20 protein-coding genes are annotated in these 26,007 nt (G+C 63.7%); 11 read left to right on the top strand and 9 right to left on the bottom strand.

Annotated features, from left to right (window positions below; translation table 11 throughout):
* Positions 1-73 precede the first annotated feature (73 nt).
* The 3 genes from AC1DXM_RS13790 to AC1DXM_RS13780 all read left to right on the top strand — a co-directional run bounded on the left by AC1DXM_RS13790 (position 74) and on the right by AC1DXM_RS13780 (position 2,821).
* A complete protein-coding gene (locus AC1DXM_RS13790; protein ID WP_477233544.1) occupies positions 74-928 on the top strand; it encodes a hypothetical protein in 855 nt (284 codons plus the stop codon).
* A 77-nt stretch (positions 929-1,005) separates the two neighbouring features.
* Positions 1,006-1,809: an isocitrate lyase/PEP mutase family protein gene (locus AC1DXM_RS13785; protein WP_477233543.1), complete on the top strand. Its 804-nt coding sequence runs from the start codon at positions 1,006-1,008 to the stop codon at positions 1,807-1,809.
* A gap of 13 nt (positions 1,810-1,822) precedes the next feature.
* Entirely contained in the window at positions 1,823-2,821 is a 999-nt protein-coding gene (locus AC1DXM_RS13780; protein WP_477233542.1) for a proline racemase family protein, read from the top strand.
* A gap of 5 nt (positions 2,822-2,826) precedes the next feature.
* Here the strand turns inward: AC1DXM_RS13780 and AC1DXM_RS13775 are convergent, their stop codons facing one another.
* Both AC1DXM_RS13775 and AC1DXM_RS13770 read right to left on the bottom strand, forming a co-directional pair.
* The gene (locus AC1DXM_RS13775) at positions 2,827-3,528 is read right to left on the bottom strand and encodes a sulfate transporter family protein (protein WP_477233541.1); all 702 of its coding nucleotides are present in this window, start codon (positions 3,526-3,528) and stop codon (positions 2,827-2,829) included.
* Positions 3,529-3,621: 93 nt separating this feature from the next.
* Positions 3,622-4,524, bottom strand: a complete 903-nt coding sequence (locus AC1DXM_RS13770; RefSeq protein WP_477233540.1) for a DMT family transporter — start codon at positions 4,522-4,524, stop codon at positions 3,622-3,624.
* Between the two features lie 307 nt (positions 4,525-4,831).
* Here AC1DXM_RS13770 and AC1DXM_RS13765 point away from each other — a divergent pair, with 307 nt between their 5' ends.
* The 3 genes from AC1DXM_RS13765 (at position 4,832) to AC1DXM_RS13755 (ending at position 8,313) form a co-directional block, all read left to right on the top strand.
* Complete coding sequence (locus AC1DXM_RS13765) at positions 4,832-5,824, top strand: adenosine kinase (protein ID WP_477233539.1); 993 nt, start codon at positions 4,832-4,834, stop codon at positions 5,822-5,824.
* A 258-nt stretch (positions 5,825-6,082) separates the two neighbouring features.
* On the top strand, positions 6,083-6,796 hold the full coding sequence (locus tag AC1DXM_RS13760; protein WP_477233538.1) for an antitoxin Xre/MbcA/ParS-like domain-containing protein: 714 nt from the start codon (positions 6,083-6,085) through the stop codon (positions 6,794-6,796).
* A 380-nt stretch (positions 6,797-7,176) separates the two neighbouring features.
* Positions 7,177-8,313, top strand: coding sequence for a porin (locus AC1DXM_RS13755; protein ID WP_477233537.1), 1,137 nt, complete (start codon positions 7,177-7,179; stop codon positions 8,311-8,313).
* Between the two features lie 96 nt (positions 8,314-8,409).
* On the opposite strand, the gene AC1DXM_RS13750 is transcribed toward AC1DXM_RS13755, so the two are convergent.
* The 3 genes from AC1DXM_RS13750 to AC1DXM_RS13740 all read right to left on the bottom strand — a co-directional run bounded on the left by AC1DXM_RS13750 (position 8,410) and on the right by AC1DXM_RS13740 (position 13,218).
* Entirely contained in the window at positions 8,410-9,483 is a 1,074-nt protein-coding gene (locus AC1DXM_RS13750) for a sensor domain-containing diguanylate cyclase (protein ID WP_203277755.1), read from the bottom strand.
* 207 nt (positions 9,484-9,690) lie between these two features.
* Positions 9,691-11,970, bottom strand: coding sequence for an NADP-dependent malic enzyme (locus tag AC1DXM_RS13745; protein ID WP_477233536.1), 2,280 nt, complete (start codon positions 11,968-11,970; stop codon positions 9,691-9,693).
* A 153-nt stretch (positions 11,971-12,123) separates the two neighbouring features.
* Positions 12,124-13,218, bottom strand: a complete 1,095-nt coding sequence (locus tag AC1DXM_RS13740; RefSeq protein WP_477233535.1) for a glycosyltransferase — start codon at positions 13,216-13,218, stop codon at positions 12,124-12,126.
* Between the two features lie 222 nt (positions 13,219-13,440).
* Here AC1DXM_RS13740 and mutS point away from each other — a divergent pair, with 222 nt between their 5' ends.
* The 3 genes from mutS to AC1DXM_RS13725 all read left to right on the top strand — a co-directional run bounded on the left by mutS (position 13,441) and on the right by AC1DXM_RS13725 (position 17,310).
* The gene (gene mutS / locus AC1DXM_RS13735; protein ID WP_477233534.1) at positions 13,441-16,173 is read left to right on the top strand and encodes a DNA mismatch repair protein MutS; all 2,733 of its coding nucleotides are present in this window, start codon (positions 13,441-13,443) and stop codon (positions 16,171-16,173) included.
* A gap of 88 nt (positions 16,174-16,261) precedes the next feature.
* On the top strand, positions 16,262-16,726 hold the full coding sequence (locus AC1DXM_RS13730; RefSeq protein WP_477233533.1) for a nuclear transport factor 2 family protein: 465 nt from the start codon (positions 16,262-16,264) through the stop codon (positions 16,724-16,726).
* Between the two features lie 8 nt (positions 16,727-16,734).
* A complete protein-coding gene (locus AC1DXM_RS13725) occupies positions 16,735-17,310 on the top strand; it encodes a TetR/AcrR family transcriptional regulator (RefSeq protein ID WP_477233532.1) in 576 nt (191 codons plus the stop codon).
* Here the strand turns inward: AC1DXM_RS13725 and AC1DXM_RS13720 are convergent.
* From AC1DXM_RS13720 to AC1DXM_RS13705, 4 genes are all read right to left on the bottom strand, one after another.
* Positions 17,307-18,116, bottom strand: coding sequence for an MBL fold metallo-hydrolase (locus AC1DXM_RS13720; protein WP_477233531.1), 810 nt, complete (start codon positions 18,114-18,116; stop codon positions 17,307-17,309). The two genes, AC1DXM_RS13725 and AC1DXM_RS13720, sit on opposite strands and share 4 nt — an antisense overlap.
* Positions 18,117-18,203: 87 nt before the next feature.
* Complete coding sequence (locus tag AC1DXM_RS13715; RefSeq protein ID WP_477233530.1) at positions 18,204-19,049, bottom strand: aldo/keto reductase; 846 nt, start codon at positions 19,047-19,049, stop codon at positions 18,204-18,206.
* Between the two features lie 145 nt (positions 19,050-19,194).
* Positions 19,195-19,587 (bottom strand): CopM family metallochaperone, encoded by a 393-nt coding sequence (copM, locus tag AC1DXM_RS13710; protein WP_477233529.1) that lies wholly within the window; start codon positions 19,585-19,587, stop codon positions 19,195-19,197.
* Between the two features lie 43 nt (positions 19,588-19,630).
* Positions 19,631-22,129: a heavy metal translocating P-type ATPase gene (locus AC1DXM_RS13705; protein WP_477233528.1), complete on the bottom strand. Its 2,499-nt coding sequence runs from the start codon at positions 22,127-22,129 to the stop codon at positions 19,631-19,633.
* 7 nt (positions 22,130-22,136) lie between these two features.
* Here AC1DXM_RS13705 and AC1DXM_RS13700 point away from each other — a divergent pair, with 7 nt between their 5' ends.
* Together AC1DXM_RS13700 and AC1DXM_RS13695 are read left to right on the top strand one after the other, a co-directional pair.
* Positions 22,137-23,159, top strand: coding sequence for a glycosyltransferase family 25 protein (locus tag AC1DXM_RS13700; protein WP_477233527.1), 1,023 nt, complete (start codon positions 22,137-22,139; stop codon positions 23,157-23,159).
* Between the two features lie 33 nt (positions 23,160-23,192).
* On the top strand, positions 23,193-25,988 hold the full coding sequence (locus tag AC1DXM_RS13695) for a [protein-PII] uridylyltransferase (protein WP_477233526.1): 2,796 nt from the start codon (positions 23,193-23,195) through the stop codon (positions 25,986-25,988).
* The last annotated feature ends 19 nt before the right edge of the window (positions 25,989-26,007 follow it).

Raw genomic sequence — 26,007 nt, 5'->3', positions numbered from 1 at the left:
ATTTCAGCGCAGTGGGCCGGCTGTGCGATTCAGTTGCCCGTGCTAGCGTGCCCGCCTCGAGGGGCGCCACTTCATGACTTCCAATTTGCTTCGCCTGATCCTTGCTTGCCTGCTACTGCCATGGTTTTTGGTGGCGGCAAGCGCGCAGGCTGTCAGCTTTCCCGAGCTGGACAGTGCCGTTCCCGGTCATCAGAACGTCACCTATCTCGACCTTGCAAAGCTGGTCATTCCCGACCTGGCGTTGAACGCAGACGGCTTTTATCACGGCGGCTTGCCGATCGAGATGCGCCACATCGAGGGGCCCGACAGCGGCGGCTCACCGCCCGAAACATCGAGTCTGCCCAACGCTGCCGTGCTTCCCATCAGGACCGGCGGCAAGGACCGGCTGGTGATGCTCTACGACCTCGGCGACTCTCCCGACAGCGCCGAAGGCTATGCCGTGCTGGCGCTCTACGACGTCACCGGAAAGCCGAAACTGCTCGACGCGGTTAATGTCGCCGTCGACCGCAGCACCTATTTCCGCGAGCCCGGCAAGCTTTCTGTCGGCGCCGGCGACGATGTCCTCATCACCATGAGCACGCATTTCAATTCAAGCCAGGGCTATGTGATCACGCCGCTGATCATGGTGCGCGATGACAAGTTCGAGCTGGTCGACATGATCTACACGTTCGACGAGAACCTCTGCGCCTACAGGCGCACGCAGGATGTGGCGTTCCAGACGATCGACGACGGGCAGCCTTATGCCGCGATCAAGGTGACGGTCACCGACGCCACCGCGCCGAACGGTGAAAGCTGCGATGACCCGTCGCCCGAGCCTGAATCTCACGCGATTTCCGTCACCTATCATTGGGACAAGAAGACGTCGCGCTATGTCAAGGATTCCGATGCGCTGGACAAATTGGCAGGAGAGAACGCCAAACGCTTCTGAGCCAACCGCATTCGTTTGCCCGGTGCAAATCGGCACGATAGAATCCGCAGACAGTTCCGCACATGAAGGGAAGCACCATGGACAAGGGCAAGATCTTTCGCGACCTGCACGCCTCGACCTTCGTCATGCCCAATCCATGGGATGTCGGCACGACCAAGCTTCTGGCCTCCTTCGGCTTCAAGGCGCTGGCGACGACCAGCGCCGGTTTTGCCTTTTCGCGCGGTCTGCCCGACGGGGCGGTGACGTTCGAGGCGATGATCCATCATTGCCGCGAGGTGACGGCTGCGACCAGCCTGCCGGTATCGGCCGATCTCGAGAAGGGCAAGGGCGACAGCGCCGAGCAGGCGGGCGAGACCATTTTCGCCGCTGAGGCCGCCGGCCTCGCCGGCTGCTCGATCGAGGACCATACGGGCGATCCGGACAAGCCGATCTATGAGTTTTCGCACGCCGTCGAGCGCGTCGCCGCGGCGGCGGAGGCGGCGCGCGCGCTCAAGCATGATTTCGTCTTCACCGCCCGGGCCGAGAATTTCCTGTGGGACAGACCAGACCTCGACGACACGATCAAGCGGCTGCAGGCCTTCGAGAAGGCCGGCGCCGATGTGCTCTATGCGCCTGGCCTCAGTGATGTCGAAACGATCCGGAAAGTCTGCTCGGCGGTGAGCCGGCCGGTCAATGTCATGGCACTGCCTGGTTTCACCATCGCCGACCTCGCCATGGCCGGGGTCAAGCGCATCTCGCTTGGGCCGTGGCTGACCAATTTCGCCTTCGGCATGCTGGAAACAGCGGCGCGCGAGATCCAGCAGGACGGCACGTTCGGCTTCACCCGCACCGCCATGCCGTTCAGCAAGCTGCAGGCGCTGTTTGCCAAATCCTCAAGCTAAGGGTCCATGCCGCATGACGCTCACCGTCATCGACATGCACACCGGCGGCGAGCCGCTCAGGATCATCACCAGCGGCTATCCCGAAATCCCCAAGGGTACGATCCTGGAAAAGCGCGCCTATGTGCGCGACCATCTCGACCATTTGCGCAAGCTGCTGATCTTCGAGCCGCGCGGCCATTACGACATGTATGGCGCGCTGCTGGTGGAGCCCGACCTGCCCGGCGCCGACCTCGCCGTGCTGTTCATGCACAATGAGGGCTACTCGACGATGTGCGGCCACGCCATCATCGCGCTCGGCCGTTATGCCGTCGACCAAGGCCTGGTGGCGAAACAGGAGCCAATCACGACCGTCAACATCGAGGCGCCATGCGGCCTGGTCGTCGCCTCAGTCGAGGTCAGGGATGGCAAGGCGGGCGCCGTGTCGTTCGAAAGCGTGCCGGCCTTCCTGTTTGCCCGCGACCAGAGAATCGAATTGGCAGGATACGGCAATATCCGTTTCGACGTTGCCTATGGCGGCGCCTTCTATGCGCTGGCCGATTGCCATCAATTCGGGCTGGAATTCGGCCGCGACCGGGTGCGCGACTTCGTCGATGCGGCAACCACGCTGACCGAGCGGCTGAAAGTGGAGTTCCCTCTATCGCATCCCGATCATCCCGATCTCGGTTTCCTGTACGGCACCATCCTGACCGACGGGCGCGATGCGTTTTCCGGCGAGGCGACGAAAAATGTCTGCGTCTTTGCCGATGCCGAGGTCGACCGTTCGCCGACCGGCTCCGGCGTCACCGCGCGGCTGGCGGCGATGTGCGCCAGGGGCAAGATCGGTCTTGGTCAGGAGCGGACCTTCGAAAGCATCGCCGGCTCGCGCTTCTCCGGCGCGGTGGCGCGCACGACCAAGGCCGGGCCGCATGAGGCGATCATCGCCCGCGTCGGCGGCCGCGCCTATTATTCCGGGCGAGCCGAGTTTACGGTCGAACCGGATGACGAATTGGGGCGCGGTTTTCTTCTGCGTTGAAAGGCCTATCGCCTGGCGCTCTCCCGCGCGCCGATCGCCTTGTGCAGATGGACCATCATGGCGGCGGCGAAGAGCGGCGTCAGAAGGTTGAGCAGCGGTACGGCGAGGAAGGCGGCGATGAGCAGTCCGGCCAGGAAAACAGTGCCGGCATATTTCCTGCGCAACGCCCTCGCCTCGTCCTCCGGGCGAAAGCGCATGGCGGCGAATTCGAAGAATTCGCGGCCCAGCAGATAGCCGTTGACGATGAAGAAGGCGGCGATGTTGATGCCCGGCACCAGCAGAAGCAGCAGGGCGACGATGTTGCCCAGGATGACGACGCCGAGGAACTTCACCGACAGCACCAGCGAGCGCAGCGCCGGCATGGCCCTGCCGGCCGGGTCGCCAGGAAAGTCGGTGCGCTCGACCACTTCTGCAATATCGTCGAGAAACAGGCCAGCTACGATTGCCGTCACCGGCGCGATCAGCAGCGCCATCCCAAAGGCAAGCGCGATGGCCGCGATGATGCCGCTCAGCCATCCGGCCCAGGACGGCAGGCCGGGTAAAAGGGAGTGAATCCATGGCAGGGCCAGCCAATCGACAAGCCCGGTGAGAGCAAACCAGACGGCCACGAGCGCCAGCACGGTCAAGCCCAGCGTCTTCAGGAAAACCGCGTGGAATTCGGGAGAGAACAGCCGGCTGAAGGCGGCGCGGGCAGCGTTGGAGATCACGGCGTTTCCCGGTAACAAACTGATATCTCCGACATAGGCGGAGACCCGGTCAGCCGCAAGTCTGCTGAAGCGGACGGCAATTCCGGGCGAAAACTAGCGCGCCAGCACGCGCGAACGGGCGGGGATGGTCATCGCCGCAACGCCGGCGACGACGCAGCCCATGCCCCAGAACGCCGTCGGCCCGAGGCTTTCGCCGAGGAACAGGACACCGATGCCGACGCCGATCGGCACGCGCAGATAGGCCTGTGACGTGGTGCCGACCGAACCCAGCGTGTGGATGAGGCGGAAGAAGATGCAGAAGGCCAGCGCCGTCGAGAACACCGACAAGGCCAGCAGGGCCAGGATGGAAGCCATTGAAGGCGACAGCGTCCACGGGCGGTCGAAGACCATACTCAAGGGTACGAGGATGACCGCGCCACACAGCATCGAGCCGGCGGCCGGCAGCATCGGGTCGAGTCCCCTGAAGCCGCGGCCGAAAATGGCGGCGCCGGCATAGCAGACGGTCGCCGCGACAACCGCAAGCTGCGCCCACAATTGATGGCCGAGCCCGCCAAGCGCCTGGGTGCCGACGATCAGGCAAATTCCGGCAATGCCGGCGCCGACGCCGAACAGCTTGCGTGCGGTCACCTGCTCGTGGCGGGTGATGAGCGCGGTCAGCAGGAAGGTGAAGATCGGCGACGTCGCGTTGAGGATTGTGGCGAGGCCGGCATCAATGGAGCGCTCGGCGGCGGCGATCAGCGTGAACGGCACCACGCTGTTGAGGCAGGCCTGGACCATGAAACGCCACCAGGTTGCACCGTCCTTCGGCATGGCGAGGCCGCGCCAGCGGATCAGCGCGAGCAAGATGCCGCCGGCGATCAAGGTTCTGGCTGCTATGAAGGTGATCGGCGGGATCGTCTCGACACCGATCTTGATGAACGTATAGGACGCGCCCCACAAAGCAGCCAGCACGCCAAGCAGCGCCAGTTCGGTGGTCATGTCGGTCTTTGCTTGCATGCCTGTGAGTGCCTTCAGCTGCTGTGATCGAAGTTCCTCTAATCCGCTGAGGGGAGGAAATGCTTCGATGACGACACAACTGTAGCCGCACATCACGACAGTGCGCATGGTCCAGTTCGATTTGACGGCTAGGCAAAACCCTTCCAAATCGAGAACCTGATCCGTCCCGATTACATCGGGACGCGGCTCTATTTTTGTTTGACCACGATCTTGTCCGAAAACCGGGTTCCACTTTTCGGGATCATGGTCTAGACCCGCGCCCGGCCGGCGTGGCAGAAAGCCGGCAGATTCCAAGGCGGAGACATTGATGCCGGATTATGACGTGCTTTGCATCGGCAATGCCATTGTCGACATCATCGCCCAGTGCGACGACGCTTTTCTCGAGACCAACGGCATCATCAAGGGTGCGATGAACCTCATCGACACCAGGCGCGCCGAGCTGCTCTACAGCCGCATGGGCCCGGCGATCGAGGCCTCCGGCGGCAGCGCCGGCAACACGGCGGCGGGCGTCGCCAGTTTCGGCGGCCGCGCCGCCTTCTTCGGCAAGGTGTCGAACGATCCGCTCGGCGAAATCTATGCCCATGACATCCATGCCCAGGGCGTTGCCTTCGACACCAAGCCGCTTGAAGGCCAGCCGCCGACGGCGCGCTCGATGATCTTCGTCACCCCCGACGGCGAGCGTTCGATGAACACCTATCTCGGCGCCTGCGTCGAACTCGGGCCGGAAGACGTCGAGGCCGATAAGGCATCCGGCGCCAAGGTGACCTATTTCGAGGGCTATCTGTGGGATCCGCCGCGCGCCAAGGAGGCGATCCGGCAGACGGCGAAGCTGGCGCACGCCGCCAGACGCGAAGTGTCGATGACGCTGTCGGACTCGTTCTGCGTCGACCGCTACCGGGACGAGTTCCTTGAGCTGATGCGCTCGGGCACCGTCGACATCGTCTTTGCCAACAGCCACGAGATCAAATCGCTCTACCAGACCAAGTCCTTCGACGAAGCGCTGGAGGCTATCCGCAAGGACTGCAAGATCGCCGCCGTCACCCGCTCCGAAAAGGGCTCGGTGATCGTGCGCGGCGACGAGACCGTCACCATCCAGGCGACGACGATCCGCGAACTGGTCGACACCACCGGCGCCGGCGACCTCTACGCCGCCGGCTTCCTCTACGGCTATACGGCCGGGCGCAGCCTGAAGGATTGCGGCGATCTCGGCTCGCTCGCTGCCGGGCTGGTGATCCAGCAACTCGGGCCCCGACCGCGGCAGAACTTGCGCAGCGCGGCCCAACTGGCCGGGCTGCTGTAGTCCCGCTGCGTCACCTCTGGCGAGGCGTCAAACGACGTCTCTGTCGTGCGCCCGTCACAGAGGCCTCCTACATGCACAGTGAGGCGTCTCGCGACTGACATTTCGAGGCGCCCCGCAGACAGTTGGGGTGTCCAAATGCAAGACAGCAACCGGTCAGGTCGCTGCGCCTGTCGTTACCGCGCTTTCCGCTTTCCGTTGTAGCCATTCAACAACCGGCCGCAGCCTGGGAGGAGAGCGCGTGGCCAGCAAGACAGATGCATGACCAGATTTCAGACCCCGACGGACGGAATCTCGCAGGAGGCCCTGGCAGGCCTCATGGCCGAGGCGGTGCAGCAGGCGCTGGTCCAGCACGGCATAGCCCTGGATCCGCAGGCATTGGCTTCGGCCGGCGCCGTTGCCGGCAGCATCGCCGCCGCCTTGACTTTCCTTTCGCAGACACAGCTGCTCGCCATCGATACCGTCAGAGGCGAATGGACCGCATTCGCTACCGAATTCGTCCAGTCGATGGTGGACAAGGCCGCGCGCCGAGCCACGGCGCCTCGCAATCCAGCCGCGGTTGACGAGCCAGCTCCTGCAGCCGATGCAGACAAGGCCGCATCCCCCCAACCCGGGGAGCGGATGCTTCAGTCGATGCTGATCGAGGACTGGGCGGGCGAAGTCGCCGGGTCGACCTATCTGGAGGAGAAGTTTCGCATCCCGCGCTCGACGCTGCATCGCTGGCAGCGGCGCAGCGAGGTCATTGCGCTGCGCAAGGGCGGCCGCAAGCATGTCTTCCCGCTGGCCCAGTTCGTCGATGGCAGGCCGGCGGCAGGTATCAGAGAGGTGCGGTCGGAGATCGTCAATCCGAGGCTTGCCTGGTTCTGGCTGACCCGCGCCGCGCCGGAACTTGGCGGCCGCGTTCCGATCGAGATGCTCAAGCAAGACATGGTGCAGGAAGTCGTGCTTGCCGCGCGCGGATTTGCGACGACCTGATTTTCCACCTCGATCGAGAACGACCAGCTGTTCGCGCCTTTGGCACTACTAAGCCAGGTAAATAAATTTCACGAATCAGTCATAATCGAACTCGAAGAGCGCTCTTTGCCATATATCTTCATATATCTCCGTCCATTATGTACGGTTTGTGCCATTTGTGCCATATTGGCAAATATATGACGTGATAATTGCGCAACAATACTTTTCGAAGAGACCAAAAGCTGCGTTTCAGACACAATCTCTGTTGATCACCACCACGGCATAGGCCATGTCGAAGGCGAGAGCGCGGCGCGATGCGCGGCTTTCAATATGGGGTGTATCGGCAGGCCTTGGAGCCATGTCCGACCTGATTTTGAACCTTTGACTGGAGATTCAAGAAAATGAACATCAAGAGCCTTCTTCTCGGCTCCGCCGCGGCCTTGGTCGCGGTCTCGGGCGCGCGCGCCGCCGACGCGGTCGTCGTCGCCGAGCCGGAACCGGCCGAATACGTCAAGATCTGCGATGTCTACGGCGCCGGCTATTTCTACATCCCCGGCACCGAAACCTGCCTGCGCATCGGCGGCTATGTCCGTTACGACATCGGCGGCGGCGACGTCGGCTCGTTCGACGGCGCGAAGGCCAGGGACCGCAAGGACGGCGACGACCAGGACACCTGGAAAAAGAACGCCCGTTTCACGTTGAAGACCTGGACCGGCCAGGAAACCGAGCTCGGCACCTTGAAAACCTACACCGAGACCAAATGGAACTTCGGCAACACCGCAACCAGCGATCAGGCCTTCGACAGGGGCGTCACGCTGAACTTCGCCTGGATCCAGCTCGGCGGACTGCGTGTCGGTAAGGACGAAACACCCTATGACCAGTTCATCGGTTATGCCGGTAACGTCATCCAGGACACGATCATCCCGTACGGCATCAAGGACACGAACGTTGTCAGCTATTACTTCGACGCCGGCAGCGGCTTCACCGGTTTTGTCTCGCTCGAAGAAGGCTCCGGTGCGACTGGCACGATCGACAGCTATGTCCCGCACGTCGTCGGCGGCTTGAAGTACAAGGGCGACTGGGGCGCGCTCACCGGCGTCGTCGCCTATGACAGCAACTACGAGGAAGTGGCCGGCAAAGTTCGCCTGGATGTCAATGTCGGCAAGGATCTGACGCTGTTCGTCATGGGCGGCTATGGCACCGACGACAACCTGCGTGACGATGCCGGTAACACCATCGATGCTCATGGTCGCGGCTTCTACAAGCCTTGGGGCGGCAACTGGGCAATCTGGGGTGGCGGCACTTACAAGTTCAACGCCAAGACCTCGTTCAACGCTCAGGTTTCGGCTGACGACGACAAGAACTACGCTGTTGCGGCGAACATCGCCTACACCATCGTCCCGGGCTTCACGATCACGACCGAAGTCGACTGGAATCACTACGGCAACTTCGGGGACGACTCCATCTACGGCAACTTCACCAAGGCCAACAAGAAGAGCAGCCTCGGCGGTATCCTCCGCTTCCAGCGCTCGTTCTGATTGATCGATCTCGACAAAAAAGCCCCGCAGCGCACGCTGCGGGCCTTTTTCATTCGAGCACCGGGCGTTGCTGTGTCGTCGCGATGAGCGCTTCGTTCAGGCGGACTGGCGAAGCTCGCCGGCTTCGGACCCCAAAGCGTCGGTGGTGACCAGCCGGTCGCGACCGTTTTTCTTGCCGATGTACATGAGCCGGTCGGCCAGCGCGACCAGCGCGTCCGGATCGGCAGCCTCCGTCGGATAGATCGCAACGCCGACAGTGCAGCCGACATGGATGTCGCCACCCGGAGCGGGAACCTTGATGCGCAGCCGCTCAAGCACGCGCTCCGCCACGCGCACGGCCTTCTCCCTAGCCTGCTCCGCGTTCCCCGAAAACAGGAAAGCGAACTCGTCGCCGCCAAGGCGCGCGACGAAATCAGCGCTGCGCAGGATGGCGCGAAGCTTGTCCGACACGCGCTGCAGCAACGCATCGCCGGCCTCGTGGCCGAGCGTGTCGTTGACCTCCTTGAAGCGGTCGAGATCGATGAACAGAAGGCCCGCCGCGTCGCCGGAGCCGGCGCAACGGTCGATCACCGATTTCAGCTCGTTGTGGAAGGCGCGCCGGTTGGGCAGGTCGGTCAACGCGTCGTGGTTGGCCGAATGGTCGCTCTGCTGCTTGGCCAGCTCGATCTCGCGCTTTTGCGCGGAGAGCTCCTCATTGGCGGCCTTCAGCTCCAAAAGCAGCTCGGCGTTGAGATCCTCGACGACCTTGCGGTCGCTGATGTCGACGACGAAGCCTTCCAGGAATTCCAGTTCGCCGGCCTCGTCCCAGACGCCGCCGCCGATCTCGCGGACCCAGAGCGGCTCGCCGACCTGAGGCACGATGCGGTAGTCGACGTTCCAGTTGCAGCGCGCCTCGAGCGCGGTATCGACGGCGGCATAGACGGCGGCAAGATCATCCGGATGGATGGCCGAGACGTAGTCGCGCACCGCGTTGTGGATGAAATCGCTCGGCCGATAACCGCTGACGGTGAAGATGCCGTCGCTGATATAGAGCATGGTGTAGGACGCATCGTTGCGGCAACGGTAGAGATAACCGTCCATGCGGCCGGTAATGCTGAGCAGCGCGTCCAGCCGCTCGTCGTGGTAGACCCCCTGGCCAACCGCGGATGCAGAAACCCCGTCATGCTTCATGGCCGCACCCCCGTTAGCGGTCTGAGCGCGCCGTAGATGCCGTAACGGCAAGTCGGCGAGAGGGGTTTTATATCAGCTGAATCTTATCAATCTCTTATGGGGCGGCGCGAATAGGCCATCGGTGCAAGCGTTCGGCGACGCGAGCCACTGCCAACGCCAGCGACTCTGCCCAAGCAGAAAAAGACAGTCCGCAGCGCGGACCGCTCGTCAAGCTCCTGCCGTATAGGCCGCGATCGCCGCCATGTTGACGATGTCTGAGTCCTTGGCGTTGAGCGAGACGATCTGTACCGGTTTGTTCAAGCCGACCAGTAGCGGGCCGATGACGGTGGAGCCGCCGAGCTCCTGCAGCATCTTGGTCGAGATCGAGGCAGAGTGAAACGCCGGCATGATCAGCACATTGGCCGGGCCGGTGAGCCTGATGAACGGATACTGCGCCATGGCGCGCGCATTGAGCGCGACGTCGGCGGCCATTTCGCCATCATATTCGAAATCGACCCGGCGCTTGTCGAGGATGCGCACCGCTTCCTGCACGCGCTCGGAGCGCTCGCCCTGCGGATGGCCGAAGGTGGAATAGGCGAGCATGGCAAGCCGCGGTTCATAACCCATGCGGCGGGCGAAGCCAGCCGCCTCCTCGGCGATGTCGGCGATCTGTTCGGCATTGGGCATGTCGTGCACGGCGGTGTCGGCGACGAGCACCGTCTTGCCCCGCGCCAGCACGATCGACACGCCGATGACGCGGTGGCCGGGCTTGGCGTCGATGATGCGGCGGATGTCGTCGAGCGCGGTCGAGTAGTTGCGGGTGACACCGGTGACGATGCCGTCGGCATCGCCCAGCGCCACCATGCAGGCGGCAAAATGGTTGCGATCGTTGTTGATCAGCCGCTGGCAGTCGCGGAACAGGAAGCCTTTGCGCTGCATGCGTTCGTAGAGAAAGTCGGTGTAGATGCCGTTGCGGCGCGACAGCCGGGCATTGATGATCTCGATGCCTTGCTTGTTCAAGTCGATGCCGGCGTGCCTGGCATTCTCCTTGATGACATCGTCGCGGCCAAGCAGGATTGCCGTGCCGAGCTTCTGGTTCACATAGGAGACCGCGGCGCGCATCACCTGCTCTTCCTCGCCCTCGGCAAAGACGATGCGCTTGGGCTGGCGGCGCACACGGTCGTAGATGCGCTGCAAGGTGGAGGCGATCGGGTCGCGGCGTGCGGAAAGCTCCTGCGCGTAGCGGTCGAGATCGAGAATCGGCTTGCGGGCGACGCCCGAATCCATAGCCGCCTTGGCCACGGCGAGCGGGATGGCCGAGATCAGGCGCGGGTCGAACGGCACCGGGATGATGTAGTTGGGACCGAATTTCGGCCGGTTGCCCTGATAGGCGGCGGCGACGTCATCGGGCACGTCCTGGCGCGCGAGGGCTGCCAGTGCGCGTGCCGCGGCGATCTTCATGTCGTCATTGATGGTTGTCGCCCGCACATCCAGCGCGCCACGGAAGATGTAGGGGAAGCCGAGCACGTTGTTGACCTGGTTCGGATAGTCCGACCGGCCGGTGGCCATGATGGCGTCGGTGCGGATCTCGGTCACTTCCTCGGGCGTGATCTCCGGGTCGGGATTGGCCATGGCGAAGATGATCGGGTTCTTGGCCATCGACTGCACCATCTTGGTGGTCAGCGCGCCCTTGGCGGAAAGGCCGAGGAAGATGTCGGCGCCGTCGAGCGCCTCGGCGAGGCTGCGCGCCTCGGTCTTGATCGCATGCGCCGACTTCCACTGGTTCATGCCTTCGGTGCGGCCCTGAAAGACGACGCCCTTGGTATCGCACAAGGTGATGTTTTCCGGCGCGAAGCCCATCGCCTTCAACAGTTCGATGCAGGCGATGCCGGCGGCACCGGCACCGTTGCAGACCATTTTCGTGGTCTTCATGTCGCGGCCGGTGATCTCTAGCGCATTGATCAGGCCGGCGGCCGAGATGATGGCGGTGCCGTGCTGGTCGTCATGGAAGACCGGGATGTCCATCAGCTCGCGCAGGCGCTGCTCGATGATGAAGCACTCCGGCGCCTTGATGTCCTCGAGGTTGATGCCGCCGAAGGAGGGGCCGAGGTAGCGCACGCAATTGATGAACTCGTCGGCATCCTCGGTGTCGACCTCGAGATCGATGGAATCGACATCGGCGAAGCGCTTGAACAGCACCGCCTTGCCCTCCATGACCGGCTTGGAGGCCAGCGCTCCGAGATTGCCGAGGCCGAGAATGGCGGTGCCGTTGGAGATGACGGCGACCATGTTGCCGCGCGTCGTGTAATCGAAGGCGCGGCTGGGGTCCTCGGCGATGGCCAGGACCGGAACCGCGACGCCAGGCGAATAAGCGAGGCTCAAATCGCGCTGCGTGGCCATCGGCTTGGTGGCGACGACCTCCAGCTTGCCGGGGCGGCCCATGGCGTGGAATTCCAGCGCCTCCTGGGCGCTGACGGACGGGCCGCTGTTTTCGGTTTTCTTGGCCATGATGCTTTTGATTTCCTCACCGGTGCCGGACCCTTGAGACGGGTGCGTATTTTTGAACTTCCGGATTAAGGCTACACGCCACCGCTGTAAACCGCCAAGCGCGGCGAAGCTGCTTCAACGCGCACCAGATCGCTCGATGCCGATGCCGCGTTTCTACAGCGCTGCGATCTCCCGGGCATGCTGGCGCACCGTCGCCCACCGACGCAGCGTACCGGTCCCGGGGAAGGGCCATTCGGAAAGCGGCGGCTCCGTGCCTCCCATGCGTTCGCGCAACGCCGACAGGAAAGCCATGAGTTCCCGCCGCTGAGGCCACACCTTCGCCATTGTGCGTGCACGAATCTCTTCGCGCGGAATGGCGCGGTCACGCAATTCTTCGACCGCGCGCCGGATCGCCGCCGGCTCAGGCTCGGCGATGATGCAATAGTCTGGGTCGAAATAGACATCGCGGCCGCCAAGGCTTGGCGTGCTCACCACTGGCAGTCCGGCCATCATATACTCCATGCTGGAACACATCGCCCCTTCCGCCGCCGACAGGCACAGCCCAACCGCGGCCTGGTTGTAGGCGCGATTGACCTGCTGCGGCGTCAGCCGGTCGGTCAGGCCATCGACGATCGGGTTGGCGATATGATGCAGAGGCGACTGAGCCTGCAGGCGTCGAATGAAGGCGCGATCGCCGGAGGCGGGCAATTCGCCGATCGATACAGTGATATGGAGCAATCTTTCGACGTCGAAGGCGAGATAATGACGCTTGGTGTACGAGATGCGGCCATTGTAGACGGCGTCGAATTCGACCGGAACCTCAGGCAAAGGCCGGAAAATGTCCTCCGAGACCATCAGATTGTGATTGGAAAAGATCGCCGTGCCTCCGACCGCGATGACACGTCGGCGTTCCTCCTCGGTGTTGCACAGAAAAATCAGCTCATGCAGCGGGAAGCGCTGGCGATACCACGCGAGATCTCCGCCTATTTGTTCAACGATATGCGGTCGTTCGAGTGTCCAACTCGGCATCATCAGGAATGCGGCCCGCCGCGAGGCCAGCCGCCGGCCGATGGCGGCGATGGTTGCGAGCGGCCGCTGTCCGCCGATCGGTGTGTAGATGATCAGTGGATCGTGGCCGACCAGATGAACGGCCACCTGCATGTCGCCATCGAGATCGGAAAGAGGGCCGCTTTGCGGAAGCACAAAAGGCAAGCGCTTGCGTACCGAACGCTTGAGGCGGTCAAGCGCCCGGCCGGCATGATGCCTCATGCGATCGGTCGGCGAGCCGGTCGCCCCGAACGTTTCCTCAAACGATTTCCGGCCAACCCCGTCCATAATCCGCCTCACCAACCCCGATGGATGATTATGCCGACCACCAGCGCCTTGCAATGCCGGCGGCGCTGCCTGTCAATGGCAAGAGAGGCCCGGTCGTCCCCTGCTTTTCGAGCCGCCGGCATTAAACCCCGCATCCACATCTGCTAGCGTGCCGGCATGAACATGCACACTTCAGCAGAAACCGACGCCCCCGAGGTGACACCGCCGGCGTCCGCCTCCGGCAGCGTCACGCCGATGATGGAGCAGTATATCGAGATCAAGGCGGCGAACCCGGATTCGCTCTTGTTCTACCGCATGGGCGATTTCTACGAGCTGTTCTTCGACGATGCCGAGAAGGCGAGCCGGGCGCTGGGCATCGTCTTGACCAAGCGCGGCAAGCACCAGGGCCATGACATTCCTATGTGCGGCGTGCCGGTGCATGCGGCCGACGACTATCTGCAGAAGCTGATCGGCCAAGGTTTTCGCGTTGCCGTCTGCGAGCAGATCGAGGATCCGGCGGAAGCCAGGAAGCGCGGCGGCAAATCGGTGGTGCGCCGCGACGTGGTGCGGCTGGTCACACCCGGCACCATCACCGAGGACAAACTGCTCGCGCCATCGGAATCAAGCTTCCTGATGGCGCTGGGACGGGTGAAGGGCGGCAGCAGCGAACACGCCTTTGCGCTGGCCTGGATCGAGATCTCGACCGGCGTTTTTCGCGTTGCCGAGACCACGGCCGACCGCCTGCTGGCCGATGTGTTTCGCGTCGATCCGCGCGAGCTGATTGTCGCCGAGCCGGTGTTTTACGATCCCGAACTGAAGGCGGTGTTCGACGTCATCGGCCGCGTCGCCAGTCCGCAGCCGCCGTCGCTGTTCGATTCGGCTTCGGCCGCAGGCAGGATCGCGCGTTTCTTCGAGGTGGCGACACCGGACAGTTTCGGCGCCTTCTCGCGCGCCGAACTGTCGGCGATCTCCGGCGCCATCGCCTATGTCGAAAAGACGCAGAAGGCTGAGCGGCCGCCGCTGTCGCGTCCTGAGCGCGAGGAACAGGGCTCGACGCTGTTCATCGATCCGGCGACGCGCGGCAATCTGGAGCTGTTGCGCACGCTGTCGGGCAGCCGCGACGGCTCGCTGTTCAAGGCGATCGACCGCACGGTGACCGGCGGCGGCGCAAGGCTGCTGGCCGACCGGCTGATGGCGCCGCTGACCGACCCGGCAGCGATCGCTGCCAGGCTCGATTCGGTGTCGTTCTTCCGTGCGGAGACTCACGTTTGCCAAGCGGTGCGCTCAAGCCTGAAAAGCGTCGCCGACATGCCGCGAGCACTGTCGCGGCTGGCCCTCAACCGTGGCGGGCCGCGCGACCTCGGCGCGCTGCGCGCCGGCTTCGAGGCGGCAGGCGCGATTGCCGAAATCGTTGCGACCACTAGTTTGCCGCATGAATTGGCGGAAGCCCTTGCTGCTATTCAAGCGCTGCCGACCGCGCTGGCCCAGCATCTGACGCAAGCGCTCGGCGAGGAACTGCCGCTGCTCCGACGCGACGGCGGCTTCGTGCGCGGCGGCTACCATGCCGAACTCGACGAGATGCGGGCGCTGCGCGATGAGTCGCGAAAGGTCATAGCCGGACTGGAGCGCTCGCTGATCGACGAGACCGGCATCCGCTCGCTGAAGATCCGGCACAACAATGTGCTGGGCTACTACATCGAGGTGACCGCCAACCACCATTCGATCATGACCGGCAGCGACGGCGCCAAGGCGCGCTTCATCCACCGCCAGACCATGGCCAACGCCATGCGTTTCACCACGACCGAACTTGCCGAGCTCGAGACCAAGATCGCCAATGCCGCCGACCGGGCGCTCAGCATCGAGCTTGCCGCCTTCGACACGCTGACGGCCGAGGCGGTCGGCGAGGCGCAAAAGATCCGCGCCGGCGCCGATGCGCTCGCCGTGCTCGACGTGTCGGCGGCGCTGGCGCTCTTGTCGGAGAGCGAAGCCTGGTGCCGGCCGCTGGTCGATGCCAGCCTTGCCTTCGAGATTTCAGGCGGGCGCCATCCGGTGGTGGAACAGGCGCTGCGGCGTTCAGGCGAAGGGCCGTTCGTCGCCAATGATTGCGACCTGTCGCCGCAAGGCGGCGCCAAGGCCGGCGCCATCTGGCTGCTGACCGGCCCCAACATGGGCGGTAAGTCGACGTTCCTCAGGCAAAACGCGCTGATCGCCATCCTCGCCCAGACCGGCTCGTTCGTGCCGGCGACATCGGCCCATATTGGCGTCGTCGACCGGCTGTTCTCGCGCGTCGGCGCCTCGGACGATCTGGCCCGCGGACGCTCGACTTTCATGGTTGAGATGGTCGAGACGGCCGCGATCCTCAACCAGGCCGGCGAACGGGCGCTGGTGATCCTGGATGAAATCGGCCGCGGCACCGCCACTTTCGACGGCCTGTCGATTGCCTGGGCGGCGGTCGAGTACCTGCATGAGAAGAACCGCTGCCGGGCTATCTTTGCCACCCATTTCCACGAAATGACGGCACTGTCTGGTAAACTGCCACGACTGCACAATGTCACCATGCGGGTCAAGGAATGGGAAGGCGACGTGGTCTTCCTGCACGAGGTCGGCAAGGGTGCCGCCGACCGTTCCTACGGCGTGCAAGTGGCCCGCTTGGCGGGACTGCCGGAAGCGGTGGTCGGTCGCGCCAAGGAGGTGCTGCACCAGTTGGAAGAAGGCGAGGTTTCGGGCAAGACCAACCGGCTTGTAGACGATCTGCCGCTGTTTTCGGTGGCGGCGAGGCGGGAAGCGCCCAAGCCGGCGAAGACTGACGCATTGGGCGCAGCACTTGGTGAGATCAATCCCGACGAGATGACGCCGCGCGAGGCGCTGGAGGCGCTCTATCGACTGAAGGGGCTGGCGGGGAAACCCTAGCCTAACTCAGGCCTTTGACCATTGGCCTTGACCCGACTGTACCAAACGGTACAATGCCTCTCATCGCCTTTGCCGATGGGAGAATTCCATGAGCCGTCCGCCGCTGCCGCCCTTTACCGCCGAGACCGCTGCACAGAAGGCGCGCCTCGCGGAAGACGCCTGGAACAGCCGCGACCCGGAACGGGTTTCGCTCGCCTATACCGAGGACAGCACCTGGCGCAATCGCGCCGAATTTGTCGCCGGCAGAAGCGAGATCGTCGGCTTTCTCAAGCGCAAATGGGCGCGCGAGCTCGACTACCGCCTGATCAAGGAGGTTTGGACCTGGAACGACAACCGCATCGCGGTGCGCTTTGCCTATGAATGGCGCGACGACAGCGGCCACTGGTTCCGCTCCTATGGCAATGAAAACTGGGAGTTCGACGCCGCCGGGCTGATGCGCCGCCGCGTCGCCAGCATCAACGACCTGCCCATTGCCGAAAGCGAGCGCAAATACCACTGGCCGCTCGGCCGCCGGCCCGACGACCATCCGGGCCTGACCGAACTCGGGCTGTAAAGTCGCTAATGCGGCGCATCGCACCCGACCGCGACCAGCTGCTGGCGATGGTGGCTGAGGTCTTTCGCGAACACGGCTATGAGGGCGCGAGCATCGCGCTGATCGGCGCGGCGACGGGGCTGGGCAAGGGAAGCCTTTACCACTTCTTCCCCGGCGGCAAGGAAGAGATGGCAGGGGCCGTCATCGCCCATATCGACGGCTGGTTCGAGGACAATGTCTTCGCACCCTTGCGCGACTGCACCGATCCGCGAGCCGGGATCGAGCATATGTTCGAGGCGACCGACAGCTATTTCCGCTCGGGGCGCCGCGTGTGCCTTATCGGCGCCTTCGCGCTGGAGGAATCGCGCGATCTCTTCGCCAGCCAGATCAGGGACTATTTCGGCCGCTGGGTCGGGCACCTCGCCGATGCGCTGGCGCGAGACGGGCACCGAGCGACCGAGGCAGCCGAGCTTGCCGAAGAAGCCGTCGCCGCCATCCAGGGCGCGCTCACGCTTGCCCGCGCCGTCGACGATGCCGGCATGTTTTCGCGCGCGCTGCGCAGGACGCGTATGCGGTTGGGGCTGACAGCAGGTGACGATATCTAGACAGGTTCGAAGCGGAAGGCCGTTTCAGTTCGGGAAACCCGACCGACTCCAGGTGAATCGAGATGCGCTCCCGCAACGAAGCAGGCGTTGTCGGCGGCAAGGGCCAACAGTCGCAATCGGCTTGCGCGCGCCTGCTCCCGGTCGGCGTCGAATTCCCAGGCGATCTCCGGGCGATCGAACTGAAGCGACGGCACATGCACGGTGTCGCCCCAAATCAACAGTGTTTCGCCGGCGCTCGTCACGCGAAAGCACGTGTGCCCGACTTCATGGCCGACGGCGGCGATGGTCTCGATGTTCGCGCCCAGACGCTGTCCGGCGTCGAGAGGCTGGGCGCGATCGTGGAAGCGTTCCAGCCTCGCCACTTCCCGGAACATGCCGAGCTCAGCGCGCGGGACAAGCAGACGAGAGAGCTGCTGGAAGCCGTCCCGACCATCGGCAAGGATCAGCCCGTGGATATGGTCGAGATGGGTGTGGGTGAAGGCAACGGTCCGAATCCGAGCGATGGCCATCTTCGCCTCGCGCAGCGCCTCGGGCAGATGCCCCATTGTCGGGTGCCAGGCGTTCGAGGAGCCCGTGTCGATGAGCGTGATGTCGTTACCGTCATCGATGGCAAAGGCGTTGACCGATAGCCTGAGCGCACCGTCGACGAGTGATACCTGCGATGGCAGGTCATCGCCGAATGCAATATCTCCCGGCTGGCGCAGCCGCCTGATTGGCATGTCGACGTAACCGTCACGCAGCGACGTGACCGTGATATCGCCGATTTTGTACGCGGTGTGACGAGGCCCAGCTGAAATTCGTTCCAATGCCCACTCTCTGTTTCGCTGGAAAATCTCTTCCGAAAGCCTGTTTCCTTAGAGCAGTTCGCCGTTTCGCGGAAACGCAGAATTGCTCTAGATCATCTCCAGCCCGCGCTTGCGGGTCGGCGGCGGGAAGGCGCGGTCGAGCTCGGTGAGGTCTTCGCCGGTGAGCTTGATGTCGAGCGCGGCGACATTCTGGCGGACATGGTCCTGGCTGCTGGCCTTCGGGATGGCGATAACACCTGGCTGCGCCACCACCCAGGCAAGCGCGATCTGTGCCGCCGTGGCGTTGTGGCGGGCGGCGATGGTCTCCAGCCTGGCATTGCGAGCCAGCGCGCCCTGCTCGACCGGCGAATAGGCCATCAGCGGAATGCCACGCTGCCGGCTCCATGGCGCGAGATCGAATTCGGGGCCGCGCCGCGACAGATTGTAGAGCACTTGATTGGTCTGGACATTGCCGCCCGAGCGCAGCCCGGTCAGCTCCTCCATCTCGTCAGTGTCGAAATTGCTGACGCCCCAGTGGCGGATCTTGCCGGCCTTTTTCAGCGCTTCGAAAGCCTCGACGGTTTCAGACAGAGGCACGCTGCCCGGCCAGTGCAGCAGATAGAGATCGATGCGGTCGGTGCGCAGGCGCTTCAGGCTGTTTTCGCAGGCCCGCGCCACGCCGGCGCGCGAGGCGTTTGACGGCAGCACTTTCGAAACGAGAAAGAGGTCGTCGCGACGCCCGGCAATGGCCTCAGCCACCACCTCCTCGGCACCGCCGCTGGCATACATTTCGGCGGTGTCGATCAGCGTCATGCCGAGGTCCAGCCCGAGCTTCAGGGCGTTGACCTCGCCGGCACGGCGGCGGGAATCCTCGCCCATCTTCCATGTGCCCTGTCCCAGCACCTGGACGGCCTCGCCCGAAGGCAGCGTGGTGGTTCTGATCGTCGTGGGCATAGAGGCTCTATCTTTGTTTACGCAATTCCGAACGGAAAACCGCTCGCACTTTTCCTGGAATTGCTGGAGTGGCGGTCGGTGCGTATGCCATCACAGGCACAGGGAGAAATCCAGAATGGATCTCTCCCGCACGGCAACTGCTGCACTACTTCACCGGATTGGCGGCGAGCCAAGCCTGCATCTGCTTGATCTCGGCTTCCTGGGCGGCGATGACGCCTTCGGCCAGTTTGCGGATTTCGGGATCCTTGCCATTGGCAAGTTCCACCTTGGCCATGTCGATCGCGCCCTGATGATGCGGGATCATGCCGCGCACAAAATCGGCATCGGCATTGCCGGTATATTGCGAGGCCATCATGTCAGCATGCATCTTGTCCATCGCCGCCTTGTAGCCTTCGGTCGACGGACTGGTCGCGTCTGTCGCCATCGCGCCCATGTCATGTTTCATCTCTTCGGATTGCGCCGGAACGCTTTCGAGGAAAACGGCAAGCAGCATTCCCGCCGCCATCAGCAAAAGTACGATCTTCCTAGCCAAGGTCATCCATGATCTCCTGTTGATTGGACTTCGTATTTGGGGGCTTCGCCTAGAGTTTCAATGTCCTCAACCGTAATGCGTTGGCTATCACCGAAACCGAGGACAGGCTCATCGCCGCCGCCGCCAGCATCGGCGACAAAAGTGTGCCGGTCAGCGGGTAGAGCACGCCGGCGGCGACCGGCACGCCAAGCACATTGTAGAGGAAGGCGAAAAACAGGTTCTGGCGGATGTTGCGGATCGTCGCCTGAGCGAGCGTGCGGGCCCTGACGATGCCGTTGAGGTCGCCCTTGACCAGGGTGATCCCCGCGCTTTCGACCGCAACGTCGGCGCCCGTGCCCATGGCGATGCCGACATCGGCGGCGGCAAGTGCGGGTGCGTCGTTGACGCCGTCGCCGGCCATGGCGACGCCGGTGCCCTTGGCGCGCAGTTCCTCGACCAATGCCGCCTTCTGCTCCGGCAGCAGGCCGGCGCGCACGTCGTCGATGCCGAGGCTTTTGGCGATGGCGCGCGCCGTGCGCTCATTGTCGCCGGTCGCCATGATGATCTTCAGTCCCCTGTCGTGCAGCGCCCGGATCGCCTCGGCCGTCGTTGCCTTGATCGGGTCGGCGACAGCGACGATGCCGGCCAGTTTTTTGTCGACGGCAACGAACATCACGGTCTTGCCTTCGGCCTGCAGCGCCTCGGCCCTGGCCGACAGCGAAGCGGTGTCGATGCCGAGATCGGCCATCATGGCGGCGTTGCCGAGCGCAACCTGTCTACCCGAGACCATGCCGGACACGCCCTTGCCGGTGACGGCTTCGAAGCCACTGGCCTCTTCGATTGTCAGGCCACGCTCACCGGCGCCGCCGACAATGGCTTCGGCCAGCGGATGCTCCGAGCCTTTTTCCAGGCCGGCGGCGAGCGTCAGCAATTCATTCTCCGACAAGCCTCCGACCGCGACGACATCGGTCAGGCGCGGCTTGCCTTCGGTCAAGGTGCCGGTCTTGTCGACAATGAGCGTATCTACGGAGGCAAAGCGCTCGAGCGCTGCCGCTTCCTTGATCAGCACACCGGCGTGCGCCCCGCGGCCGGTGGCGGTCATGATCGACATCGGCGTCGCCAGGCCGAGTGCACAGGGACAGGCGATGATCAGGACCGAGACCGCCGAGACGATGGCGAAGATCAGGCTGGGCTCGGGGCCGAAGACGGCCCAGGCAGCAAAGGCGGCGAGCGCGACCAGCACGACCGCAGGCACGAAGTAGAAGGAGACGCGGTCGGCCAGGGCCTGGATTGGCGCGCGCGAACGCTGCGCCTTGGCCACCAGTTCGACGATGCGCGCCAGCGTGGTCTCGGCGCCGACCTTTTCGGCGCGCATGATCAGCGAACCGTTCTTGTTGAGCGTGCCGCCGGTCAAGGCATCGCCTTCGGTCTTTTCCACCGGCAGCGGCTCGCCCGAGATCATCGATTCGTCGACTGAGGAGCGACCCTCAAGCACGATGCCGTCGACCGGCACGGCATCGCCCGGGCGGATGCGCAGCCGGTCGCCGGCCTTGACGGCGTCGAGCGGCACGTCGGTCTCGGAGCCATCCGCTCCAATCAGCCGTGCCGTCTTTGGCGCCAGGTCGAGTAGCTCGCGGATGGCCGAGCCGGTCTTTTCGCGCGCCCGCAATTCGAGGACCTGACCAAGGAACACCAGCGCGACGATGACGGCAGCGGCCTCGAAATAGACCGGCACGGTGCCGCCATGACCGCGGAACTGATGCGGAAAGATGTCCGGAAACAGTGTCGCCACGACGCTGTAGAGATAGGCGGCACCCACACCGAGCGAAATCAGCGTCCACATGTTGGGGCTGCGGTTGACCAGTGAATCCCATCCGCGATGGAAGAACGGGAAGGCCGCCCACAGTACCACGGGGCTCGCCAGCGCCAGTTCGAGCCAAACCATCGTGCGGTCGTCGACAAAGGCCTGGAAGGTCAGGCCGAGCATCGGCGCCATGGCGACGATCAGCAGCGGCACGGACAGCACCGTACTGACCCAGAAGCGCCTGGTGAAGTCGACCAGTTCCGGATTCGGGCCCTCATCGCCAGTGGGTACGCCCATCGGCTCCAACGCCATGCCGCAGATCGGGCACGAGCCGGGCTTGTCGCGAATGATCTCGGGATGCATCGGGCAGGTGTATTGCGTGCCTTTCGGCATTGGCAGCGGTGCCGGCCTGTCGCCGAGATATTTTTGCGGCTCGGCCCCGAACTTCGCCTGGCAACCGGCCGAGCAGAAATAGAAACCCTGGCCTTCGTGCCGGAGAAAATGCTTCGCGGTGGCGCGGTCGACGCTCATTCCGCAAACAGGGTCGATGGCGGTCAGGTATTTTTCAGGCTCAGCGACGAATTTCGTGCGGCAGCCCTCGCTGCAGAAGTGAAAGAGGCGACCGCCATGCTCGACCGACGGCTTGCCCGCTGCCGGATCGACGCTCATGCCGCAGACGGGATCGCGCACCACGGCCTCGGGGGCCGGTGCAGCCGCCTTTGCCGCACAGCAGCCGCCATGGTGGTGATGCTCGGAATGCGCCATCGAATAAATGCCTTCATGTCTGTCTGGATGCGGAGGTAGTGCTTCCAGTAACTGGAAGGTCAAGGGGCGATTTCCACTTTTCGATCATGGCCGCCATCGGACGGCATCGAGGGAAAAGTCGCTTACGCAATTTCTTTCCTATGTTATGGACGCGACCAACTGCATCCGCTGCATCGAACCCACCCACATGAAATGCCTGGTCATCAATCTCGATCGGTCCCGCGACCGCCTCGCCCATATGACGGCCGAGTTCGCCCGCATCGGCGTCGCCTTTGAACGGGTCGTCGCCATCGACGCGCGCGATCGGCCTGATCTGGCCGAAATGCCGCAAAGGAAAAAGCGTTTGCGTATGGCCGACACCGAGATCGCTTGCCTGCTCAGTCACAAACAGTGCTGGTCGATGATCGCGGCAGGCGATGACGCCTATGGCGCCATCTTCGAGGACGATGTCGTCTTCTCTGACAATGCCGGCGCTTTGCTTGCCGATATGGCCTGGATCCCCGCCGATGCGGACATTGTCAAGCTGGAAACATTCTTCAATCGAACCGTGATCTCACGCAAGGGGGTCGCTTGTGGCCACGGTTTTTCTGCGAGCAGGCTGCACGCCGTCCATATCGGCGCGGCCGGGTACATCCTGTCGAGACAGGCTGCACGAGACCTCATCGAGGCGACGAATGAGATCGCCATGCCCGTCGATCATCTCGTCTTCAATCCGCGTTTTGCGACTTCGTCCGACAAGATCATTTATCAGCTTGTGCCGGCTTTGTGCCTGCAGGCTCAGTTCCTTGGCGGCGAACCGGTGCAATTGCCGAGCCTGCTCAAACAGGAGCGCGCAGAGGAACGGGTGGCAAGCGGGATGAGCACGAAACGCCACAAGCCGATTGCGGCCAAGATAGGGATCGAGATAAGGCGACTGGCGCGGCAAATCGCCGATCTCTTCCGGTTACGGCGGGAGAAAATCATTCCGTTCGAGTATCGCGGCCGACGCGTCCGTCGGCCCCATACACAGCGCCGCGAAAACGCGCTATAGACGCCGCGCAAAGGCGAGGCCAACCGGCAATCTATGGCAAAAATCTCCCTCAAGCTCGACGAGCTGATCGACAGCGAGGCCTTGCGCCGCGAGATGACGGCGCTGACCTCGGCCGGCAACGGCGCCGAGTCCGGCGCGCGCGTCGGTGCGCTCAAGCTGTTGAAGGGACGCCTGACCGAGGGCCGCAAGATCGCCGAGCGCATGCTGATGGACGATGGCAGCGGCGCGGCCTGTGCTGCCCGGCTGTCGCATCTCATGGACGAGATCATCCGTGCCCTCTACGAGTTCGCCGCGACCCATGTCTATCGGGTGAAAAACCCGTCGACCGCCGAACGCATGGCCGTCGTCGCGGTCGGCGGCTATGGTCGCGGCACGCTGGCGCCGGGTTCCGACATCGACCTCTTGTTCCTGCTGCCCTACAAGCAGACGCCGTGGGGCGAACAGATCGTCGAATACATGCTCTATATGCTGTGGGACCTCGGGCTGAAGGTCGGCCACGCCACCCGCAACATCGACGAATGCCTGAGGCTGTCGCGCAGCGACATCACCATCCGCACCTCGATCCTGGAGGCCCGGTTCCTGTGGGGAGAGCAAAAGCTCTTTGACGAATTGCTGATCCGCTTCGACCATGAAGTGGTGCGCACCACCGGGCCGGAATATGTGCAGGCCAAGCTCGCCGAGCGCGACGAGCGCCATGCCAAGGCCGGCGAAAGCCGCTATCTGGTCGAGCCCAACGTCAAGGACGGCAAGGGCGGCCTGCGCGATTTGCAGACGCTGTTCTGGATCGCGAAATACTTCTATCGCGTGCGCACCGGCGAGGAGTTGGTCGACAAGGCCGTTTTCACCGAGGCCGAATACAGGGAGTTCCTCAAGGCCGAGGACTTTCTGTGGGCGGTGCGCTGCCACATGCATTTCCTCACCGGCAAGCCCGAGGAACGGCTGCATTTCGACATCCAGCGCGAAATCGCCGAGCGTCTCGGTTACACCACCCATCCCGGCCTGTCGGCGGTCGAGCGCTTCATGAAGCACTATTTTCTCGTCGCCAAGGATGTCGGCGACCTGACCCGCATCTTCTGCGCCGCGCTCGAGGAAGAGCAGGCCAAGCACGTGCCGGGCTTCAACCGCATCTTCCTCACCTTCCAGCGCCGCAAGCGCAAGCTGGCCGGCACCTCTGATTTCATCGTCGACAACCATCGCATCAACGTCGCCGACGACACAGTCTTCGAGCGCGACCCGGTCAATCTGCTCAGGCTGTTCTGGTTTGCCGACAAGCACGGGCTGGAATTCCATCCCGATGCACTGAAGCTGCTCACCCGTTCGCTCGGTCTCGTCAACAAGTCGCTGCGGCGCGACGTGGAAGCCAACCGGCTGTTCCTCGACATCCTGACCTCGGACCGCAATGCCGAGCTCAATTTGCGGCGCATGAACGAGGCGGGCCTGCTCGGCAAGCTGATCCCCGACTTCGGCAAGATCGTCGCCATGATGCAGTTCTCGATGTACCACCACTATACGGTGGACGAGCACCTGATCCGCTGCATCGGCGTGCTGGCCGAGATCGAGCGCGGCGATGGCGAAAAGGTGCATCCGCTGTCGCACACGCTGATGCCGGGGCTGAAGAAAAGCCGCGAGGCGCTTTATGTCGCCGTGCTGTTGCATGACATCGCCAAGGGCAGGCCCGAGGATCACTCCGAGGCCGGCGCCCGGATCGCGCGGCGCATCTGTCCGCATATGGGCCTGTCGGCGGCCGACACCGAGACCGTCGCCTGGCTGGTCGAGAACCATCTCGTCATGTCGATGACGGCGCAGACCCGCGACCTCAACGACCGCAAGACGATTGAGGATTTCGCTGCGATCGTGCAGTCGGTCGAACGGCTGAAGATGCTGCTGATTCTCACCGTATGCGACATCAGAGGCGTCGGTCCGGGCGTCTGGAACGGCTGGAAAGGCCAGCTCCTGCGCACGCTCTACTACGAGACCGAACTCTTGTTGACCGGCGGCTTTTCGGAAGTGTCGCGCGCCCAGCGCACGGCGGCATCACGCGAACGGCTGGCCGAGGCGCTTGCCGACTGGCCGGACAAGGCGCGCAAGCGCTATGTCGGCCTGCATTATGAGAATTACCTCTTGACCGTCGATCTTGCCGATCAGCTGCGCCATGCCGAATTCATCCGCGAGGCGGACGCGGCGGGCAAGAAGCTCGCCACCGTCGTCAGGACCCACCAGTTCGAGGCGGTGACCGAGATCACCGTGCTGGCGCAGGACCATCCGCGCCTGCTCTCTGTCATTGCCGGCGCCTGTGCGGGGGCCGGCGGCAACATCGTCGACGCGCAGATCTTCACCACATCCGACGGCCGCGCGCTGGACATCATCCTGATCTCCAGGGAGTTCGACCGCGACGAGGACGAGCGCCGCCGCGCCGAGCGCGTCGGCCGGCTGATCGAGGACGTGCTGTCGGGCAAGAGCTGGCTGCCGGAGATGATCGAGAAACGCACCAGGCCGCGGCGCGGCGCCAAGGTGTTCAGGATTCCGCCGCGCGCCGAGATCCGCAACACGCTGTCGAACCGGTTTTCGGTGATCGAGGTCGAGGGCCTGGACCGGCCCGGGCTGTTGTCGGAGATCACCGGAACGCTGTCCGACCTGTCGCTCGACATCGCCTCGGCCCACATCACCACCTTCGGCGAGAAGGTCATCGACACCTTCTATGTCACCGACCTGACGGGACAGAAGATCGACAGCCCGGCGCGCACCGCCGCCATCCGCACCAGGCTTATCACAGCGCTCGAGGGCGTGGCCCCCGAGCGCGGCGGCAAGGCCAAGGCGGCGGCCGAGTGACCATCACTTTGTCCCAATC

Source organism: Mesorhizobium sp. P3_A2 (assembly GCF_056403115.1).
This window is presented reverse-complemented; position numbering and strand designations above follow the sequence as displayed.